This window comes from Marinobacter sp. F3R08 (genome assembly GCF_018860425.1).
Taxonomy (GTDB): domain Bacteria; phylum Pseudomonadota; class Gammaproteobacteria; order Pseudomonadales; family Oleiphilaceae; genus Marinobacter.
In genome coordinates this window covers 495,939-515,654 of the sequence record NZ_JAHKPI010000014.1, presented here as the reverse complement: position 1 = coordinate 515,654, position 19,716 = coordinate 495,939, and the positions used below count along the sequence as shown (strand labels likewise).

18 protein-coding genes are annotated in these 19,716 nt (G+C 57.0%); 12 read left to right on the top strand and 6 right to left on the bottom strand.

The features are described 5' to 3' along the window. The first annotated feature begins 1 nt into the window (after nt 1). The 3 genes from KO499_RS05395 to panP all read left to right on the top strand — a co-directional run bounded on the left by KO499_RS05395 (nt 2) and on the right by panP (nt 3,955). Nucleotides 2–1,702 carry an isovaleryl-CoA dehydrogenase gene (locus KO499_RS05395; protein ID WP_215982678.1) on the top strand — a complete coding sequence of 567 codons (1,701 nt, stop codon included), beginning with the start codon at nt 2–4 and terminating at the stop codon, nt 1,700–1,702. Nucleotides 1,703–1,744: 42 nt separating this feature from the next. Further along, a complete protein-coding gene (locus tag KO499_RS05390; RefSeq protein WP_215982677.1) occupies nt 1,745–2,092 on the top strand; it encodes a DUF503 domain-containing protein in 348 nt (115 codons plus the stop codon). A 186-nt stretch (nt 2,093–2,278) separates the two neighbouring features. Next, the gene (gene panP / locus KO499_RS05385; protein WP_215982676.1) at nt 2,279–3,955 is read left to right on the top strand and encodes a pyridoxal-dependent aspartate 1-decarboxylase PanP; all 1,677 of its coding nucleotides are present in this window, start codon (nt 2,279–2,281) and stop codon (nt 3,953–3,955) included. 80 nt (nt 3,956–4,035) lie between these two features. Here the strand turns inward: panP and KO499_RS05380 are convergent, their stop codons facing one another. Together KO499_RS05380 and KO499_RS05375 are read right to left on the bottom strand one after the other, a co-directional pair. Continuing rightward, complete coding sequence (locus tag KO499_RS05380) at nt 4,036–4,302, bottom strand: hypothetical protein (protein WP_215982675.1); 267 nt, start codon at nt 4,300–4,302, stop codon at nt 4,036–4,038. A gap of 95 nt (nt 4,303–4,397) precedes the next feature. Beyond that, on the bottom strand, nt 4,398–5,957 hold the full coding sequence (locus KO499_RS05375) for an inorganic phosphate transporter (protein ID WP_215982674.1): 1,560 nt from the start codon (nt 5,955–5,957) through the stop codon (nt 4,398–4,400). 209 nt (nt 5,958–6,166) lie between these two features. Between KO499_RS05375 and KO499_RS05370 the strand changes: the two genes are divergently transcribed. The 3 genes from KO499_RS05370 to KO499_RS05360 all read left to right on the top strand — a co-directional run bounded on the left by KO499_RS05370 (nt 6,167) and on the right by KO499_RS05360 (nt 10,457). Next, nucleotides 6,167–7,270, top strand: a complete 1,104-nt coding sequence (locus tag KO499_RS05370; protein ID WP_215982673.1) for a GGDEF domain-containing protein — start codon at nt 6,167–6,169, stop codon at nt 7,268–7,270. A 79-nt stretch (nt 7,271–7,349) separates the two neighbouring features. After that, nucleotides 7,350–7,796 carry a flavodoxin gene (locus tag KO499_RS05365; protein ID WP_215982672.1) on the top strand — a complete coding sequence of 149 codons (447 nt, stop codon included), beginning with the start codon at nt 7,350–7,352 and terminating at the stop codon, nt 7,794–7,796. A gap of 81 nt (nt 7,797–7,877) precedes the next feature. Continuing rightward, nucleotides 7,878–10,457: an EAL domain-containing protein gene (locus KO499_RS05360; protein ID WP_215982671.1), complete on the top strand. Its 2,580-nt coding sequence runs from the start codon at nt 7,878–7,880 to the stop codon at nt 10,455–10,457. Between the two features lie 4 nt (nt 10,458–10,461). Here the strand turns inward: KO499_RS05360 and KO499_RS05355 are convergent, their stop codons facing one another. From KO499_RS05355 to KO499_RS05345, 3 genes are all read right to left on the bottom strand, one after another. Beyond that, nucleotides 10,462–11,319 (bottom strand): acyl-CoA thioesterase, encoded by an 858-nt coding sequence (locus KO499_RS05355; protein ID WP_215982670.1) that lies wholly within the window; start codon nt 11,317–11,319, stop codon nt 10,462–10,464. A 135-nt stretch (nt 11,320–11,454) separates the two neighbouring features. Further along, on the bottom strand, nt 11,455–12,609 hold the full coding sequence (locus KO499_RS05350) for an NAD(P)/FAD-dependent oxidoreductase (protein WP_215982669.1): 1,155 nt from the start codon (nt 12,607–12,609) through the stop codon (nt 11,455–11,457). A gap of 58 nt (nt 12,610–12,667) precedes the next feature. Beyond that, a complete protein-coding gene (locus KO499_RS05345; RefSeq protein WP_215982668.1) occupies nt 12,668–12,835 on the bottom strand; it encodes a rubredoxin in 168 nt (55 codons plus the stop codon). A gap of 259 nt (nt 12,836–13,094) precedes the next feature. Between KO499_RS05345 and KO499_RS05340 the strand changes: the two genes are divergently transcribed. The 5 genes from KO499_RS05340 to phoR all read left to right on the top strand — a co-directional run bounded on the left by KO499_RS05340 (nt 13,095) and on the right by phoR (nt 17,314). Then, nucleotides 13,095–13,652 (top strand): hypoxanthine-guanine phosphoribosyltransferase, encoded by a 558-nt coding sequence (locus KO499_RS05340; protein WP_215982667.1) that lies wholly within the window; start codon nt 13,095–13,097, stop codon nt 13,650–13,652. Continuing rightward, nucleotides 13,633–14,196: a chorismate--pyruvate lyase family protein gene (locus KO499_RS05335; RefSeq protein ID WP_215982666.1), complete on the top strand. Its 564-nt coding sequence runs from the start codon at nt 13,633–13,635 to the stop codon at nt 14,194–14,196. The genes KO499_RS05340 and KO499_RS05335 overlap by 20 nt, the downstream gene beginning before the upstream one ends. 69 nt (nt 14,197–14,265) lie before the next feature. Next, entirely contained in the window at nt 14,266–15,153 is an 888-nt protein-coding gene (ubiA, locus tag KO499_RS05330) for a 4-hydroxybenzoate octaprenyltransferase (RefSeq protein WP_215982665.1), read from the top strand. A gap of 77 nt (nt 15,154–15,230) precedes the next feature. Beyond that, the gene (phoB, locus tag KO499_RS05325; protein ID WP_215982664.1) at nt 15,231–15,923 is read left to right on the top strand and encodes a phosphate regulon transcriptional regulator PhoB; all 693 of its coding nucleotides are present in this window, start codon (nt 15,231–15,233) and stop codon (nt 15,921–15,923) included. A gap of 56 nt (nt 15,924–15,979) precedes the next feature. Then, a complete protein-coding gene (gene phoR, locus KO499_RS05320; RefSeq protein ID WP_215982663.1) occupies nt 15,980–17,314 on the top strand; it encodes a phosphate regulon sensor histidine kinase PhoR in 1,335 nt (444 codons plus the stop codon). Here the strand turns inward: phoR and KO499_RS05315 are convergent. Further along, a complete protein-coding gene (locus KO499_RS05315) occupies nt 17,311–18,189 on the bottom strand; it encodes a response regulator (RefSeq protein WP_215982662.1) in 879 nt (292 codons plus the stop codon). The two genes, phoR and KO499_RS05315, sit on opposite strands and share 4 nt — an antisense overlap. A gap of 229 nt (nt 18,190–18,418) precedes the next feature. Between KO499_RS05315 and KO499_RS05310 the strand changes: the two genes are divergently transcribed. Beyond that, nucleotides 18,419–19,669 (top strand): lytic murein transglycosylase, encoded by a 1,251-nt coding sequence (locus KO499_RS05310; protein ID WP_215982661.1) that lies wholly within the window; start codon nt 18,419–18,421, stop codon nt 19,667–19,669. The last annotated feature ends 47 nt before the right edge of the window (nt 19,670–19,716 follow it).

Below are 19,716 nucleotides of genomic sequence, written 5' to 3'. Positions count from 1 at the left end.
TATGAACCTGCGGCAGCCCGGGCCCGACATGCCATCAGATGACCAGGAGGGTCGCTACCTGGCCGCCACCCACGAAGTGTTCAACCAGCCCCCCGCCCTTGAGGGCTATAACCTGTTCGAACAGGATATTGCACTTCAGGAAGCCGCTCTCAGGGAGGGTGCCGGTCAAGCCACTGACGATCTCAGGGCTTTCGGTGCCCTGGCCGGCACGATCGAAACCATTGATCTGGGTTTCCGCGCCAATGCCAACAAGCCGGTATTCAATACCCACGACCGTTACGGGCACCGCACAGACAACGTCGACTTTCACCCGGCGTATCATGAACTGATGCGGATTGCCTTCGATCACGGTCTGCACAGCAGCCCCTGGAGCCATCCGGGCCAGGGCGCCCACGTTGCCCGTACTGCAAAATATTACATGCACTCCCAGGTCGAGGCGGCCCATTGCTGCCCGGTGACCATGACTTTCGCCGCTATCCCCTCGATCCGGAAACAGCCGGATCTCGCAGCCGACTGGGAAACACGAATCCTGGCCAACAGCTACGACCCCCGCAACCTGCCTGACCATCAGAAAAGCTCTGTCACCATCGGCATGGCCATGACCGAGAAACAGGGTGGTAGTGATGTTCGGGCCAACAGCACCAGAGCCTACCCGGCAGGCGCTGGAGGCCCTGGCCAGGCCTATGAGCTGGTGGGCCACAAGTGGTTCGTTTCTGCCCCGATGTGCGATGCGTTCCTGGTTCTGGCTCAGGCGCCGGGCGGACTGTCCTGTTTTCTGATGCCACGATGGCGCCCGGACGGTAGCAAAAATCCGTGGCAGATCCAGCGTCTGAAAAACAAGATGGGCAACGTCGCCAACGCCTCCAGCGAGGCCGAACTGCGTGGCGCTCTGGCCTGGATGGTCGGTGAGGAAGGTCGCGGCGTGCCAACGATCATCGAAATGGTCGCGATGACCCGGTTTGACTGCATGATCGGCAGCTCCGCCGGCATGCGCCAGGCTATCGCCCAGGCCAGCCATCATTGCCGACACCGGAGTGCCTTCGGCAACCACCTGAATGAACAGCCCCTGATGCAGAACGTCCTGGCCGATCTGGCCCTGGAAAGTGAAGCCGCACTGGCCTACACCATGCGAATTGCCCGCGCGCTCGACAATCAGGACAAGGAGCACGAGCGCCTTCTGGCCCGTCTGGCAACACCTGTCGGCAAATACTGGATCTGCAAACGCACTCCGAACCATGCCTACGAGGCCATGGAATGCATTGGAGGAAGCGGCGTGATGGAAGAGTGCATCATGCCCCGACTGTTCCGGGAATCCCCGGTCAACGCCATCTGGGAAGGCAGTGGCAACGTTCAGTGCCTGGACACCCTTCGCGCCCTGCAAAAAGAACCCGAAACCCTCGACGCCTTCTTCAACGAAGCCGCCGAAGCCAAAGGCGCCGACCGTCGCTTTGACCAGTTTCTGGCGCAACTGCAACACGACTTCGCCGATATCAGCGACTTCCAGTACCGTGCCCGTAACCTGGTGGACCGAATGGCGCTTGTCATGCAGGCATCCCTGCTTCTCCGCCACTCCGACCAGGCCGTAGCCGATGCGTTCTGCGCCGCCCGCCTGCAATCCGGTGGCGGCTTGAACTACGGCAACCTGCCCTCTGGCACTAATCCGGCGGCTATTATCAAACGGGCAACGCCTGTAGTAGGCTAAAACACTATCTTTCCGACCAATTGTGAGCCTAGCGAATCAGCGATGTCAGAAGCCCTGAGAAGACTCCTGAAAGAGGGCCGAAAGCCCCAGCAGCCGGCGGTCATCACACCCCACGTGGGCGTCCTGACCTTGCATTTCCAACTCTACGGCTGCGACGATCTCAAAGCCAAGCGCAAAGTCTTCACAGCCCTGAAGGCACTGTGGGGTAAAGAGCCCGACCTGGCTGTTGCCGAAACCGCCGACCAGGAGGCACTGGATTGCGCTACCTGGACCATCGCCGCCCTCGGCACCTCATCCCAGCAAATCACCCAGCGTCTGGATCAGATCGAGAAGTCCATCGAGGAGCGGGTGGATGCGGCCATACTGGACATACACCGGGAAATACTCTGAGCTTATAATCCTGACCCGGAGCGTGTGGCGTAACTTTTCACCAGGCCGTATACTACGCCCCCTCAGGGATGCCAGTGCGCCTGCCAGCGGCGGGTGACCAAATCAATGCCGGATATATTTGCCGGCCGTATCCGCAGGGCATCCGGAACCGGCCCTTCGGATGACCACTGAGTGTGAGTGGCACCTATGACCGGAAAGAAAAAATCCGCCCAGGCCTCGGTAGGGGCCATGTATCGCGTATTCACGGTGCCTGAAGCACCGGAATCCACGCTAAGCCGGATTGACCAGAACATATCCCGCAACCTTGCAGGCTTCCTGCAGGAACATATTGTTGCGGTTGAACGGGACCTCTCGGATGTGGAGAAAGACTTCTCCGATTACAGCATCCCCGAGAAGCCCGTGTTCGTCTCTGAACAGGCCCAGTTTCTGCTCGACAAGCTTGTGGCCAATTCCGTTCACACAGCCTCACCAGCCTTTATCGGGCACATGACCTCAGCGCTGCCGTACTTCATGCTGCCGCTGTCAAAAATCATGATTGCCCTGAATCAGAATCTGGTCAAAACCGAAACCTCCAAGGCCTTTACACCCATGGAGCGCCAGGTTCTCGGCATGATTCATCGTCTGGTGTACGAGGAAGACGGCGCCTTCTATCGCAAATGGATGCACGACCCCCGCTACGCCCTCGGTGCCATGTGCTCCGGAGGCACCGTTGCAAACCTGACGGCGCTGTGGGTGGCCCGCAACCGGGCTTTCCCCGCGGAAGGCAGCTTCCGGGGCCTGCATCAGGAAGGTCTCTTCCGGGCCCTGAAATATTACGGATACGAAGGCGCTGCCATCGTTGTTTCTCGCAGGGGCCACTACTCTTTGCGAAAGGCCGCCGATGTGTTGGGCCTGGGCCGCGAGTCTCTGATTCCCGTAGACACTGACGATGAAAACCGCATCCAGACCGATGCGCTGCGGGACAAATGCCTGGAATTGCAGCGCCAGAAGATCAAGGTCATGGCCATCTGTGGAATTGCAGGTACCACCGAGACCGGCAACGTCGACCCGCTGGACGCCATGGCCGACATTGCCCGCGAGTTCGGCGCACATTTCCACGTAGACGCCGCGTGGGGAGGCCCAACGCTCTTCTCCCGCAGCTACAAACAATTACTTCGTGGCATCGAGAAGGCCGACTCCGTCACCTTCGACGCCCATAAACAGCTCTACGTACCCATGGGCGTGGGGCTTGTTGTATTCCGAGATCCGAGCCTCGCAAGTGCCGTTGAGCACCATGCCCAGTACATCATCCGAAAAGGCTCCCGAGACCTGGGCACCACAACACTCGAGGGCTCGAGGCCGGGCATGTCCATGCTGATCCACTCCGGTCTGAAAATTCTGGCCAGAGAAGGCTACGAGATTCTGATCGACCAGGGCATCAACAAGGCAAAAACCTTCGCAGAAATGATCGAAGCGGAGGCGGATTTCGAGCTGGTTACAAAGCCAGAGCTGAACATTCTGACCTATCGCTACTGCCCGGAAAATGTTCAGAAAGCCCTGGCATACGCAGATCCATTACAGGCAGAAAAGCTCAACACCTGCCTGAACCGCATCACCAAGTTCATCCAGAAAACCCAACGGGAACGGGGCAAGGCCTTCGTGTCACGGACCCGACTGGAGCCGGCACGTTACTTTCACTTTCCCTGCATTGTATTCCGGGTCGTATTGGCAAATCCGCTGACGACCAAAGACATTCTGGCCGACATTCTCGCTGAACAGAGAGATCTGTCACGGGATGAAGGCATACAAGATGAAATTCACATTCTGAACCGAATGGCGAATGCAGTACTAGAGCAGGTGCAAGCGGGCGCCAGGCAGGCCTGACAACACATCAGTGCCCGAACAAGCCGCTCGGAGACAGGCATAGCACATGCCTCCGAGCGGCTCACTCCGCACAGTCAATCTCAGTAAAGGGCCTCTTCATCATCCAGAACGTCGTGGATGATATCCAGGAACATCCGATCCGCCTCACTCCAGCTCTCGGGAATCCGGATGGTGGTATTTGCACTGATTTCTCGGGCAATGAGTTCCTCGGCATTTGGCTGCCCACGATGTGCACGAGCAATCTCCATGGATTTGACCGCAATGGTCGGGTCACTCATCACTTTCTTGATGAATACCCGAAGCTCATCAATCATCTTCGCCTGACGGCTCTCAATCGATGTACTCATACTTCACTCCCCGGACAATTGGATGCTCGGGGGCGCCGCCCCCGTAATTTCTGCATAGTATGGCCAAACTGGTCTGCTACAACCAGCCCAACGCGTCAGACCAGCAAACCGCGGAGCGTAAAGAACAGCATCGCGGCCATAATGGCCGAGGCCGGCACGGTGATAATCCAGGCGGCTGCGATCTTCACCAGATGCGACCGCTTCACCATTTCTTCCCGATAAATCTTTTTCAAACGCTTGCGTTCAGACTTGGACAAGGGGACCTGTTTCTTCTTCTTGGCCTGCTTGAGCAGATGCTCCATTTCCTCAACCGAGGCGTTGCGGAAATCATCCAGAAACGGTTTGAGACGCTCCTGCTCGGCAGGATCATGGTGCTCCATGATCTTGTGCAACTGGGTGGCATAGTTCGTCTTCAGATACTCCCGGAGGAAGCCAACACCGAATACTCCGCCGATTGCTATATGAGTAGAGCTGACCGGCAGCCCCAACTGGGACGCAAGGATAACTGTCAGTGCCGCTGACAGAGCAATACAGAAGGCTCGGGTCTTATCCAGTTCGGTGATTTCACTACCCACGGTCTTGATCAGGCGCGGCCCAAAGAGCATCAGGCCAATAGCCAGACCAAGGGCACCGACCATCATCACCCACAACGGTATGCTTGCGGATGTAACGACGGCACCGGCAGACAGGGCATCGTTGATTGCCGCCAGCGGACCAATGGCATTGGCCACGTCGTTGGCACCGTGAGCAAAGCTCAGAAGAGCAGCAGCAAAGATCAGCGGCCAGGTAAACAGGGTATTCACCCCGGCGGAACTGTTTTCCATGGTGGATGCCATGCGCCCCACCAGCATGCGCATGATAAAGAACACCAGCGCTGCAGCAGCAAGGCCGATCAGTGTTGCATCGAGAAAATCGACCTTGACGATTTTTTTGACGCCCTTAACCATCAGGTAGGTACCGAAGGCCCAGGCCATGATGGCCACCAGCCATGGAACAAAGGTTCTCGCCGCCGGAACGACCTCTTTCCGGTACAGCACGGTTTTCTTGATTGCAAACAGGAACAGGGCGGCCAGGGCGCCACCTAACACTGGCGAGATGACCCAGCTGGCGGCAATTTTGCCCATCACAGCCCAGTCAGCAATACCCCAGCCGCCAGCCGCGATACCGGCACCGAGAACACCCCCCACAATGGAGTGTGTCGTGGAAACCGGTGCGCCCATCCAGGTGGCCAGGTTCAGCCAGAGAGCGCCAGCCAACAAGGCGGCGGTCATCAACCAGACGAAGGCCCGACCGTCCTCCAGACTGGAAGGATCGATGATGCCGCCCTTGATGGTCGAAACAACATCACCACCGGCAATAATCGCGCCTCCGGCTTCAAAAACAGCTGCAACAACAACGGCGGCACCCAGGGAAAGCGCCCCGGACCCGACCGCAGGCCCAACATTGTTGGCAACGTCGTTGGCACCAATGTTGATCGCCATGTATCCGCCAATGACCGCCGCGGCCATCAACAGCATACTGTTGGGCATTCCCTGACTGAATGATCCGACAGTCAACCAGACGCCGAGCAGGAACAGCAGGCTGATGCCGATCCTGTATCGTTCTGTGGTAGGGCTGGTGAGAAGGGTATCCAGGAATCCGCTCGAACGGGCCATAACAGATCAGATCTCGTTTAGTCTGTGAGGGTTGGGAGCGAGCTCTGCCGCGGTGCAACTATAAATTTTTTGACATCAAAATGAAATAAACCGTTCATAATTCAATCAGCGTACATACATCACGGATCGGACTGCAAAAAACCACTAAAGTGGCTTGCCAAAGTGCCCCGACGCACCAAAATTACTGAAATTCCAACAATAAGACACTTATGCCTCTATCCACCGCTTTTGGCCAACTCACGGTTGGCGAAAGGGAAGATGCCCAAATCTCGCACATGCTCGCCTGGCTTTCGGGAGTGGGCGCACTGTTTCTGGCGGGCATAGGCACCAAGGCCTGGATGTCGAACCATACTACGCATGCTCTGGTGCTCTGGTGCTTCATCGTATTGATCGCCATCAACCTGGCGCTCTTCGCCCGGACCGGCAACCAGACCTGGCAAAAAACAGGCCTTCTGAGCATTGCCGCCCTGCTCTTCAGCTACCTGGTCGCCTCGGGCGGCGAAAGCAACACCGGACCGCTGTGGTTCTATATCTTCCCACCACTTCTATTCTACCTCACGGATCTGAAAACGGGCACCGCTGTTCTGCTGGTCTGCAGCCTGGTTGCCGTTGTGGTCTTTCAGTTCCCGGAACTGCCACTGGTTGCGGCACAATACAGTAGCGACTTCAAAATTCGCTTTTTCGCCACCCTGAGCTTCGAATCAATCTTCTGTTTTATACTGGAAGCCAGCCGCCTTAAGGCCCGCAACGAACTTCTCGCCCTGGCTGAAGCCCATGAGCATGCAGCACGGACGGATGAACTCACCGGACTTGCCAACCGTCGTGATATGCAAAACCGCCTGACCATGGAGTTTTCCCGCTACCAACGTTCCGGCCACCATTTTTCCATAGCCCTGATCGATCTGGATCTGTTCAAACATATCAACGATCAGTTCGGCCACGATGCCGGCGACGACGTCCTCCGTGAGTTCGCTACGTTAATGCGAACCGTTATCCGCCATACCGATGTCGCTGCCAGATGGGGCGGTGAAGAATTCCTGGTCTTGTTACCGGACACCTCGCTGCTCCAGGCGCTGACTCTTGCTGAAAGACTCAGATCTGAAGTTGACGCGCGCCCGTTCCGGTTTGGCGGCCGGGAATTACCTGTGACCATCAGTGCCGGCGTCTGTTCCATTGTCACGGCCCGTTCACTTGATGACCTACTCAAGCAGGCCGATCTGAACCTGTACAATGCCAAGGAGTCCGGAAGAAACCGGATAGCTCCGAGGGTCCGAAGCCAGGAAACCGGGCCCACTGCGACCTGCCCATCTTGAGGCAGTAAAACACTCCAGCTATCATCATACGCCTCCAAATGACCGGAAGATCATTCCCAAGGCAGCAAACAGGTAAGCTATGACTTCGATCAGAATCCTGGTGGGCAGCGTTTATGGTGGCGCACTCCTGACAGCCAGAGCCATTAAAGAGGCGCTGGAACACGAAGGCCACCGCGTCACGGTGTTGGAGAATCCTGAACTGGATGACATCACCTCAAACAACGACCCGTTGCTTGTGTGTACATCAACAACCGGACAGGGTGAATTACCAGCGAATTTACTGCCTTTCTACCTGGCCCTGCGGGAACAATTGCCGCAACAACCGGGCCGCCCGTTTGGCATCATCGTTCTGGGCGACAGCTCCTACGGCGACACCTTCTGTGGCGCCGGCGATCTCATGGAAGAAGCACTCTACGAAACCGCTGCCCGCAAAGCCGGAAACACACTCCGGATTGATGCCCTGGAAACCATGGAACCCGAATCAGAAGCACTGCCCTGGGTCCGCTCATGGCTCGATGAGATCTGAGTCTCACCGCTAACCATTAGCCAGCCAGGATCGGCCAGCGACTTGAGCTGCCAACGGCGACGCGCCATACTCCTGATAATAATGATAAACAAACGGTACGACGTGGGATCCATTTACTGGCTTCGTTCTCTGGTAACGCTGTTGCTGTTGTCGGCGCTGGCTGCTCCATCCCTTGGAGCAGAAAACTCCTATGTCCCGCAAATCGACTTTCTGCGCTCCGCGCCCGGTGACAATCTGACGGCCAGTGACGCCCTGTCCTCAGAGCACTGGCAAACCTTGCAAGAGAAAAGCCCGAATTTCGGTTACGTTCAGGATACCGTCTGGCTAAGGTTTCCAGCGGCTAATCCTGACACCATTGACCTGCTTGCCGTCCATTATTCACAGCTGGACAAGCTCACTTTTCACCTGCTGGAGAACGGTCGCATTATCCAGCGCATCGTGACTGGCGATCATGTTCCGTTTGATCAGCGCCCGATACGGCATCGGTATTTTCTTTTTCCATTTGAACAAAGTACGGCAAGCCAATACGAAATCCTGCTCGAAGTGCACACCAAAGGGGCAATGCAGATACCGCTCAGACTCTGGAACGCCCAGGCGTTTTTCGAACACGCCTCCAGAGAAGATCAGATGCATGCGCTCTACTATGGCATCCTGATCACCGTCATATTTTTCAACCTGTTTATCTTTGCTGCCCTCAGAGAACCGGTCTACCTGCTCTATGTACTGTCAACAATGGGCTACCTGCTGCTAATCGGCAGTCTTAACGGCACCACCTTCCAGTTTCTGTGGCCGAACAGCCCCGCTCTACAGAACCAGATAATGTTACTGGTGGTGCCCTTTTCACTCCTGTTCACACTCGTGTTTTCCCGGTCTTTTCTGCGACTGAAGTACACAGACCCGTTCCTGAATCGCCTCGTACTGTTCATGATTTCGCTGAATGCAGCGATTGCCCTGATGATGTTCTTTATGGATTACAGCTCTGGTAGCCGGTTAACCGTTGCAATGGCAATACCCAGCTGCCTGCTGCTGACCGTTCTGGGGCCAGCCCAATGGTGGAAAGGAAATCCACAGGCCGGGTATTACACCGTGGCCTGGGCGGCACTAACCCTGGGCAGTGCAACAACCGCTGCCAACAAGTACGGCCTGCTACCCAACAATTTCGTGACCACCTACGGCATGCAGATTGGATCGGCACTGGAGGCCATTCTGCTCACCCTGGCGTTGGCGGCACGGGTATACCAGGAACGGGAAGAAAGAGTCGACGCCCGGGAAGCAGAACTGAGTGCCCTCGCGGCACGAAGATCTGCAGAGCTCAAGTTGATGGATCATGCACTGCATAACCCTCTCACCGGCCTTCCCAATCGGGGCAGCCTGGAGATGATGCTGAACAATCTGATGAGGCGCAGCCCCGACCGCCGATATGGCGTTGCCATTATCAGCTTGAACAATCTTCGGTCGGTTACGAAAACCCTGGGCCATCGCAACAGTGACCGGGTTCTGGAGCTGGCCTCCAAGCATTACAACGCCGTCGCACGGGAGCTTCCGGGTGCCATTCCGGTGGAACAAAGTGACCAGCACAACTACTACCTGACATCACTGGATCCTCAGACATTCGCCTTTGTTATCGACGCCGACATCACGGGTTCTGCTCCGAGAGCCATTCTGCGGTCTCTGGAAGGTATCCGCTACCCGATTGACTATCTGGGCATGCAAATCCCCCTGGACCCGAGACTGGGCGTGGCGATCTTCCCGGAACACGGGACTGATGCAAATACCCTGATACGCCGTGCTGTCATTGCCGAAGGCTCGGATTCTGCGCGGGAACGGGGCATCGCCTACTACAAATCCCAGAAAGACTCCTACAGTGCCGACCGGCTCACCCTGGTTTCGGAGCTGAAGCATGCTCTTAGCAGCAATGAGCTCGCCCTGTACCTGCAGCCAAAGCAGAGCCTGAAAACGGGCAGGATTGTCGGGGTTGAAGCTCTCATTCGCTGGCCCGGACGGGCAAAACCGATCAGGGCCGATGAGATCGTCAGTCTTGCTGAACAGACCGGGTTGATCAAACCGCTCACCCGGTGGGTACTTGAGCAATCCCTGGAATTACGCTCGCGGCTTCTGGATAGGAACTGGTGCCTCAGCATGTCCATCAATATATCGCCCAACAATCTGCGGGAGCCTGATTTCCCCATCTTTGTGCAGCGCCTGATGAACAGCTATCACAGCCATCAGGGTGCCATTATATTTGAAGTGACGGAAACATCCATGATGCAGGATCCGGGCAACTCCCTGCAGGCCCTGAACTCACTCAACGCTGCAGGCATCCCGGTGTCGATCGACGATTTCGGGTCCGGCTATTCCTCCCTGTCCTACATCAAGCAGCTGCCCGCCAGTGAGATCAAAATCGACCGGTCGCTTGTCACCGACCTCGCCTCCGTTGCCGAAGACCGGGTGATAGTGCAGACCACCATTGATATGTGCCACAACCTTGGTTATCGGGTAGTCGCCGAAGGCGTCGAAGACGATGCTACCGCCAATCTGCTCAGAGAGATGGGCTGCGATATGATTCAGGGTTATCTGCTGACACCACCCTTGCCCCTGGAGGCGCTGGTTGGCTGGCTGGAGCAGAACGATTCTCAACCCGAACAGCATAACCTGGGATGATCATCTACTGCTTCTGACGAATCAACGCCTCCTGAGTCGTGGAAGCCACCAGCACGCCCTTCCTGTTAAAGAAATTGCCACGATTAAAGCCCCGTCCCGCCGAAGCACTCGGACTGTCCTTGTCGTACAACAGCCATTCGTCCATGCGGAAATCCCGGTGGAACCAGATGGCATGATCCAGGCTGGCCACCTGGAGGTTTTTGCTCATGAATGTCAGGCCATGCGGGTTCAGGGAAGTACCGAGAAACTGGAAATCCGATGCGTACGTCAGCAGGCATCGGTGCAGTACCGGGTCATCCGGAAGATGTCCCTGAGCACGAAACCAACTCTGCTTGTGGGGCGGTCGTTTCTCTGGTTTTAACGGATTCACCGGATCTACCGGTCGGATCTCGATCGGTCGGTCACGGGTCAGGATTGGCCGCATTTTCTCAGGCACCTGGGGTGCCAGCAGTTTTCCCCAGTCCTGTTCCGAGCGAAGCGTTTCCGGATCCGGCGCGTCAGGCATGGCAAGCTGATGCTCAAACCCTTCTTCGGCCACTTGAAACGACATGGATCCGGTCAGGATTTCCTTTCCATCCTGGCGGGCAATCACCCTGCGCACCGAGAAGCTGCCGCCATCCCGAACCCGCTGGACCTCGTAGTCTATAGGCATGCTCTGATTGCCCGGACGCAGAAAGTAGGCATGGAGAGAATGACAAAGGCGACCTTCGACCGTTCGACTGGCAGCCATCAACCCCTGACCCAGTACCTGCCCGCCAAACACATTCGGGAATCCCAGATCTTCACTGTCACCCTGAAAATGATCGTCACCAATGGGCGAGAGATCCAGCAATTCCACCAGTTTCTTGGTTACCTCAAGCATGCCTGCTCCTGTGATTTCGTTAGCACACGACGGAGTTTTCTACCGTAAGCGGCAAACTTTCGCAATGAAAAGCCGTTGCCGGCGGTGACAAAACAGCCCCGTGAAACCGGGGCTGTTGAATGGAGCGGGCGAGTCTCAGCCGTGTATTGGCGGCACTTCCTTGGACAAGGCCTGCTTTTCCATGGCAAATCTGCCAGTCAACGCAAACCCCTGAACCTCACCGCCGGAGCTCTTGAAGACTGCCTTGACGTTGCTGCCATCCTGCTCCATTTCCCATCCGCCCTGGGCCCCAGAAGGTGGCGGGCAGACAGCGGTGGGACAGCAGGGCGTTTTGATCATAACCGGCATGGTGCCATAACTGACCTCAACCCGCTCACCGAGCAATGTTTTGGCGAGCGCCCGCGAACAGGCCATCAATGGCAACACATAAAGCAGAACGTGACCATCTACCTCGGCGCAATCACCGAGTGCGTAGACATCCGGTGCCGAAGTCTCCAGGGCGCGGTTGACCACAATACCCCTGGCCGTCTCAATCCCGGCAGCCCGAGCCAGATCGATCCTCGGGCGCAGGCCAACTGCGGACAATACCAGATCGGCATCCAGCATTTCGCCATTGGCAAGGGTCAGGCTGACACCATCTCCCTGACGATCGACCCGGTCAACGACGGTTCCGAGGTGGAACCCAACTCCCAGAGTCTCCAGCTCCTGCTGCACCGCATTGGCCGCAGGTTCAGGCAGCAACCCGGGCATCACCGACTCGGAGGGTGCAATCACATCAACCTCATAGCCACCATTGCGAAGGTCATTGGCAAACTCGCAACCAATCAGACCGGCACCCATGATTGCCACTCGCTTGCCCTCTCCCAGAGCCTTCCGGAAGGCGCGGTAATCCATCAGGTCATTGATTGAGAAAACATGCTCCTGACCATCACCCTCGAGGCCAATCCGGATCACATCTGCTCCCCAGGCCAGCACCAGCTTGCTGTAGGCAAGGCGCTCGTCACCAAGGATCAGTTCATGAGCATCGACATCAATACCGGTTACCGTAGCAAAGGTCCTGACCTGGACGTTCAGCTGCTTCGCCATGTCCTCGGTCGAGCCCTGGGCCAACCCATCGGCATCCTTTCCCTTGGTAAAACCGGTAGACAACATGGGCTTGGAGTAGCTCACACCATCGTCGGCAGTCACCATCAGGACAGGTATCTCCTTGTCCTGCTTTCGAATTTCCCGCACCAGCGAATAACCGGATAAACCGGTGCCAACGATAATGATGGGAGCCTGTTCAGTCATAACCGCTTTCCTGTATTTAACTAGCCATGGCCGATCTCACCAATCAAGCCGGGAATGATCAGCCAATCTCGATCATCTCAAAGTCTTCCTTGCCGACGCCGCAATCAGGGCACACCCAGTCTTCCGGGACGTCCTCCCATTTGGTGCCCGGCTCAATGCCGTCATCCGGCCAGCCTTCAGCTTCATCGTAAATCAGACCACAAACCACACACTGCCACTTCTTCATCAACACTCTCCCAACATCATTCAAGGATAATCGTTATTGTCCGACAATTACGCACACGCGCCTCTTGTCCAGGTTACAGATACGAATCGTTGTCGAATCCCGTCATCATACCCATCGCTTCGGAATTGACCAACGCCAACGAGGCTGTCCGGAGATTTATGCCAATAGCCACAAATACAGATCTGGCAGAAGGCAGCGCCCCTCCCTTCTGCCGCCCCTCTCCGGTATAATCGCCCGTTTTACGACAGGACCGCCCGATATGACCGATACCGTCGCCGAAATGAACAAGGTAATGGCCGAAGCTGACTGCCTGGTCGATGAACAGCAGGTACAGACTGCAATCGGCAACCTGGCAGACGATATTACCGCCCGCCTGAAAGACAGCAACCCTCTGTTATTCTGTGTCATGAACGGCGGACTGATCCTGACCGGACAACTGCTGCCCCAACTCCGGTTCCCGGTCCAGGCCGAATACCTGCACGCCACCCGTTACCGCCAGGAAACTACCGGCGGCATTCTTGAGTGGAAGCTGCAGCCCGAAGCCGACATGAACGGCCGCACTGTTCTGATAGTCGATGACATCCTGGATGAGGGCACCACCCTGTGCGCTATCGCCGACTACTGTCGTGCTCACGGTGCCAGCGAAGTGCTGACGGCTGTTCTGGTCGACAAGCAACACGACCGCAAAGCCCGGCCGGATCTGAAAGCCGATTTCACCGGCATGGAAGTGGAAGACCGGTTCCTGTTTGGTTACGGCATGGACTACAAGGGCTACTGGCGCAATGCGCCCGGCATCTATGCAGTCAAGGGTCTTTGATATCGACGGCCACCTGACCATACCTCCGACTGACTGGCACCCTTCGCTGACTGCTGCAGGCCTGCGAAACCCGGCGGTAAAGGGGCCAGCGCAGTACTGGCTGAAAGTGGAGGGTTCGTTTACCCGTGCTTTACAAAAGCAATGCCGGCAGTCCTTCCATGTTGAGGTCCGTCGGGAAGGCTACGCAACGCCGACACAGGATGAAGCCAGCCGCCTCGGCATCCCCCACCGCCAGCGTGCCTGGATAAGGGAAGTCAGTCTGTGTGGTGACAATCGGCCCTGGGTATTGGCCAGAACAATCATCCCCCTGAATTGCCTGGAAGGCGAGGGGCGACGGCTTTTGCATTTGGGCAACCGGCCCCTGGGGGCTTATCTGTTCACCAGCCCCCACTGGCAACGAGGCCCACTGGAGACCGGACTCTGCAAACCGGAAATACCAGGCCAGCCGGAGTTGGCCCGGCGCTCTCTGTTCAGTGGTCAGAGCAGCTCACTCCTGGTGGGAGAGTATCTGCTTCCCGCCCTGTTTCAGAGGAACGCGCTTTAACCGGCCTCCTGCCACTGGCTATAATCCCAGCACTCATTCGTTTCCCAGAACACCAAACGGACGCACACCATGCTGCCTGACGCTGTGCCAGAATCAATCCGCCGACGGTTGGCCGATTACGCCAGCCTGCTCAGAATCGACCGCCCGATCGGAACCTTGCTCCTGCTTTGGCCGACCTACTGGGCTCTGTGGCTGGCCGGTGAAGGCAGCCCCGGAATCAGCAATATCATCGTTTTCACATTGGGCGTATTTTTCATGCGCGCCGCCGGCTGTGCCATCAACGACTATGCCGACCGGGACTGGGACAAGCACGTCAAACGCACCAAAGACCGGCCGCTTACGGCCGGCAGGGTCAAGCCCTCGGAGGCGTTGGCGCTGTTTGCGGGCCTGTGCCTGATATCTTTCCTCATGGTGGTTCTGTTCACCAACTCGCTCACCCTGTATCTGTCGTTCGGCGGCGCCCTACTCGCGTTCATCTATCCTTTCATGAAGCGCTACACCCATCTGCCCCAACTGTTCCTCGGGGCCGCATTTTCCTGGGCCATCCCCATGGCGTGGGCAGCGGAAGCCGGCAGCCTGAGCCAGCTCACCTGGTTGTTATTCACCGCCAACGTGCTCTGGACCGTAGCTTACGACACTCTCTATGCCATGGTAGACCGGGATGACGACCTGAAAGTGGGCATCAAATCGACAGCCATCCTGTTCGGTGATGCCGACAAGGCGATTATTGCCATCCTGCAAGCCATGGTCGTACTGGTCCTGATCATCGTGGGCCATCGTGCCGAACTGGGCAGCTTTTATTATCTGGGGCTCGTCGCCATGGCCTGTCTGTTCGTATATCACCAACATCTGGCACGGGAACGCGAACGTGAAGGCTGCTTCAAGGCGTTCCTGAATAACAACTGGGCCGGTTTTGCGGTTTTTGCGGGCCTGGTGATTGACCTCACTGTTGGCTGAGCCTGTCATATACTTGTAACACTTGGGCGTTGTAATGAGGCAGCAACAAACCAAGGTCTGACACAGGTTAGAAGCTCATGACTGGAAAAACTGTCCTGATCGTCGATGACGAGGCACCTATCCGCGAGATGATCGCCGTGGCCCTCGAGATGGCGGATTATGACTATCTGGAGGCAGCGGACGCCCGGGAAGCCCATGCCCTGATTGTCGATAAACACCCGGATCTCGTGCTCCTCGACTGGATGCTTCCCGGCACAAGTGGCGTGGAACTGGCCCGTCGCCTGAAAAAAGAAGAGGCGACCTGCGATATTCCCATTATCATGCTCACTGCAAAAGTAGAGGAAGACAACAAAATCCAGGGCCTGGAAGTTGGCGCCGACGACTACATTACCAAGCCGTTCAGCCCACGGGAGCTGGTTGCCCGACTGAAAGCCGTGCTTCGGCGCGCAACCCCGCCGGGCGTAGACAGCCCGATTGAGGTTAAAGGCCTGACCCTGGATCCCGTCGGGCATCGCGTTACCACCGAGGAAGGCGCCCTCACCATGGGCCCCACCGAATATCGGCTGCTTCAGTTCTTCATGACACATCAGGAACGGGTATATACTCGCTCCCAGCTCCTGGACCAGGTCTGGGGAGGCAACGTCTATGTCGAAGAGCGCACAGTGGATGTTCACATCCGCCGGCTTCGGAAGGCCCTCGGCGACCAGTACGATCACCTGATCCAGACGGTACGGGGTACCGGTTACCGCTTCTCCGTCAGAGCGGCGTAACCAACTCCGGCCCGCTGGCGACCATCAGCCCCGGAACGGACACAAGGCATTTTTTAATGCAACATAACTGGTCACGCTACCTGCGCTACATTATCGGTGGTCTGATTGGCTCCACCCTGGTTGGTCTCTACTTCGGTGAGCCCGTCTACGGTCTCAGCTTCGGGCTGATTGTCTATCTGTGGTGGACATTGGTTCAGGCCCGGCGCCTCTACCAGTGGCTGTCCAATCCAAGCGCCACCGACGAAGCACCCCAGAGCATCGGGCTCTGGGGCGATATCTTCGACAATCTCCACAAACTGCACCAGAAGCATCTGAGAACCCAGGACCGGTTGCGAGCCCGGATCAACCGGGTTCAGGAATCAACCAACGCCATGCGGGATGGCGTGATCATGACCGACTCCCGGGGAACCATGGAATGGTGGAATGGCTCCGCTGAATACCTGCTGGGCTTCCGACGTAATACAGATGAGGGTCAGTATATTCATAACCTGATCCGAACCCCGGTCTTCAAGACCTATTTTGATTCCCGGGACTATCGTGAGCCTCTGGAAATACATTCACCGGCCAAACCTCACATTAACCTGCAGATTCAAATCAGCCTGTTCGGTGACGACGACCGCCTGATCGTCGCCAAAGATGTGACCCGTTTGTACCAGCTGGAACAGATGCGCCGGGACTTTGTCGGTAATGTGTCGCACGAGATGCGCACCCCTCTCACGGTCATCAGTGGTTATCTGGAGACCCTGGTGGACAACGCCGACGATCTGCCTCCGAAGTGGCGCCGCGCCATCAATACCATGGCGGCCCAGTCATCCCGAATGGAGGCTCTGATTACCGATCTGATTCTGCTATCACGGATTGAAACCGGCGAACAAACCGTCAACGACACACTCACGGATGTAAACCAGCTGCTGGCACAGATCTGCCATGACGCCCGGGTACTCAGCGGCGAAAAACATCACGACATCACCATGCATATCGAAGATCACAGACTGTTGAATGGGGATGAAAGCCAGCTGCGCAGCGCTTTCTCGAACCTGATTTTCAATGCGGTAAAATACACGCCGGCGAACGGTCAGATCACGGTTTCCTGGTCCACCGACCGGGAAGGCGCTCATCTAACGGTGAAAGATACCGGTATCGGCATTGATCCGGTTCATATCCCTCGCCTGACGGAGCGCTTTTACCGCGCCGATCCCAGCCGCCACAAGGATACCGGTGGCACCGGCCTTGGCCTGGCCATCGTCAAACACGTTCTGCTCAACCACGATGGCAATCTGGAGATTCGCAGCCGAATTGGTGAAGGTAGTCAGTTTATCTGTAACTTCCCCCGGGAACGACTGGTTGAACGCGTCCCGGAAAAAGTGGATGACCAGGGAATGAATTCCTAGCGCATTCCCGCCCGGAAACGGGCAACAAACTTCGATAAGTCCTCGAGCTTCTTCGGGTCTTCATCGACAAAACGAATGGTTACGCTTACAAAATCGGTGTCCTGACGTTTATCCACGGCCTGCAGCTGATGCACGTAGCCGTTCAGCCTGGCCATCTGGCCCTCGCCTGTTTCGATGTCCACCACCGCCTGATCCAGAATTCCGGGGAACACCTGATCCCGCTTGGCAATCACCCGCACTTCCGTCAGATTGATGTCCTTGACCACCGATTTCAGAGTACTTTCGGCAAATCGCACCGATGCAAGGCTCATCAAACCGCGGGACTGGGCCTGTTTCGGCGTTGCCGAAGCTTGTGTCCGTGAGGGTGAGGCAGGTGCCGGAGCGGCCGCGTTCTCAGGCACGGATTCCGGCTTACGGGTCAGAATGTTGGCGGATTCCTTGAAAGCATCGGCGGGGCTCGCCAGGGACTTGCCGCTGCGATCCATGGCGTCTTTGAGTTTACGCCCCATCACCTTGATGATTTTCTTGCTCAGACCGTCGGGGCTGAAGGGTTTACCCAGATATTCGGAAACGCCTTCTTTGACCGCCTCAATAACATGATCTTTATCACCCCGGCTGGTAATCATGATGAAGGGTACGTTTTCATACTGGGGTTGCTGGCGCATCCACTGCAACAACTCCAGACCCGACATTTCGGGCATTTCCCAGTCGCACAGAATCAGGTCAAACGCCGTCCGGGACATCAGCGACTGGGCTCGCCGACCATTCTGGGCATCGGTTGTCTCGATCACAGGAAAACGCTGGCGAACGGTTCGTTTGACCAGATCACGTACAAAGCTGGCGTCATCAACCACCAGCGCCTTGAGCATTGCCATATTGCAAACCTTCCCCTAGCGACAACCTGATTCTATGGTGCAACTATAGAACAAAGACCCGCGCCAGAAACCTGTCAGCAACAAAAAGACGACAAACCCTGCAAAGCGCGAAGCCGCAGGTTAAAGAATTGTCACTCCAGCAGACGCCGGACAGTGTTTCTCCGGCCGGAAAACGCGCTAACATGGGGTCCGGACTATTCCACCATCATCGGCCTGATAGGGGTTTTGTGTGCTGACCACACCTGCAAGGATTCTTCGCCAGGGCGGCTTTGCCCGCGCATTACTGGCTTCCGGTTTTATATCGCTTCTGTCGCTTCCTGCCAATGCCCAGGAGAGCGATGCATCGTCTTCTACCGGTTTCGCCGAATGCAAGGCCCGGCTCCAGGACCAGGCTATTGCCGCCGGAGTCAGCCGCAAGACCGCCAGCGAAGTGATGGCGAACGTTGAACATCTGGATCGGGTGATCGAGTTGGATCGGCGGCAACCTGAATTTACGACCACCTTCGCCGATTATCTGAACCGCCGGGTGAACGATGCCCGGGTCAGTAAAGGTCGTGAACTGCTTCAGGAACACCAGGCATTACTGGCAAAAGTCACCCGGGAAACCGGCGTTCCGGCACCGTATCTGGTTGCGTTCTGGGGGCTGGAAACCAACTTTGGCAGTTATTTTGGCAAGATGTCGGTTCCCAGCTCACTGACAACGCTGGCGTGCGATCCCCGCCGACGCACCTTTTTCACTGAACAGCTCATCGCCGCCCTGCGTATTATTGATGAAGGCGCCATTCCGGCTGACCAGATGGAAGGTTCCTGGGCCGGCGCCATGGGCCATGTCCAGTTCATGCCCACGGTCTTCCTGAAGCATGCGGTCGATGGTGACGGCGATGGCCGGAGGGATCTCTGGAACAGCCTGCCAGATGCCATGATGTCGGCCGGCAGTTTTCTGGAATCCATGAACTGGAACAGCGATTATCGCTGGGGCCGCGAGGTAGTTCTGCCCGAGAATTTCGACTATTCCCTGGCAGACGGGCGTCGCCTGCCTCTGAAAAAATGGCACGACCTGGGCGTCACGGATGCCTTTGGCAACCCACTGGCCCACGAACCGATCAATGCCGCCCTGGTGGTACCCGCCGGACACCGTGGCCCGGCGTTTCTCGCCTATGACAACTTCCGGGTCATCATGGGCTGGAACCGCTCCGAGTTCTACGCCATCGCGGTTGGCCACCTTGCTGACCGTATCGCCGGTGCGGGCCAGTTGCAGAACCCGCCACCGGTAGATGCACCGGCCCTGTCTCGGGCCAACATCATCAGCCTTCAGAAAGCCCTTCAGCAACACGGCTACGAGCCCGGCAAGCCTGATGGCATCATGGGCCCGGCCACCCGATCTGCAATCCGCCAGTTTCAGGCGGCCAACGACCTCGTGGCCGACGGTTATCCCGGTGACTCGGTTCTTGTTGCGCTGGAAATAGCGGTGAGCGAGTGATCCGGAACAGAGTCTGCGACCTACAACAACAGGTAACCGTCCTGATG